Annotated in this window: 1 protein-coding gene; it reads left to right on the top strand. The window is 74.0% G+C overall.

Annotated features, from left to right (window positions below):
- Positions 1 to 11: 11 nt before the first annotated feature.
- The coding region (locus tag A5750_RS19180; RefSeq protein ID WP_156664364.1) for a 13E12 repeat family protein at positions 12 to 860 on the top strand (849 nt) is incomplete at its 3' end.

The following is an 860-nucleotide window of genomic DNA, read 5'->3' as shown; positions in this document are numbered from 1 at the left end:
CGTCGCCCGCGGTGATCGCGGAGTTCGATGAGCACTTCGAGCGGCGGTATCCGTCTGCGACGGCGGAGTCGGCGGCGTTGCTGGCCGAGGCGGGCGGGTGTGCGCGGGCCGAAAACCGGGCGGTGGCCGGGCAGTTGGCCGCGATTGGGCGGTTGTTCGCCCATCGACTGTCGCGGTGTGCGGAGTGTGAGGAGTGGGCGGTGGATACCGAGGCGGCGGTGGCCGCGGAGGTGGCCGCGGAGTTGCGGATCAGTCAGGGGTTGGCGGCTAGCCGGGTGCGCTATGCGCGGGCGCTGCGCGAGCGGCTGCCCCGGGTGGGCGGGGTGTTCGCCGCGGGGGATATCGATTTTCGGATGGTGCAGACGTTGGTGTATCGCACCGATCTGATCGCCGATCCCGACGTGGTGGCGGCCGTGGATGCGCAGTTGGCCGCGCAGGTGGGGCGCTGGCCGTCGCTGACCCCGGCCCGGTTGGCCGCGCAGGTGGACCGGATCGTTGCCAACGCTGATGCGGATGCGGTGCGGCGGCGCCGCGAGCGCGCGGCCGGGCGCGAGGTGTGGATCGGCGACATGGGCGAGGGGTTGGCCCGCATCGAGGGCTTTATGTTCAGCCCGGACGCCCGCGCGCTGGACGCGCGGCTGGATGCGCTCGCGGGCACCGTGTGCGCGCACGATCCGCGCAGCCGTGAGCAGCGCCGCGCCGACGCGCTGGGGGTGCTGGCCGCGGGGGCGGATCGGCTGGGCTGTCGCTGCGGGCGCACCGATTGCGCCGCGGGCGGTCGGGCACCGGCGGGGCCGGTGGTGATTCACGTCATCGCCGAGCAAGCCACCATCGACGGCACTCGTGAGGCGCCGGGCTGC

It is taken from the genome of Mycobacterium sp. 852002-51613_SCH5001154 (genome assembly GCF_001667425.1).
Classification (GTDB): domain Bacteria; phylum Actinomycetota; class Actinomycetes; order Mycobacteriales; family Mycobacteriaceae; genus Mycobacterium.
This window is presented reverse-complemented; position numbering and strand designations above follow the sequence as displayed.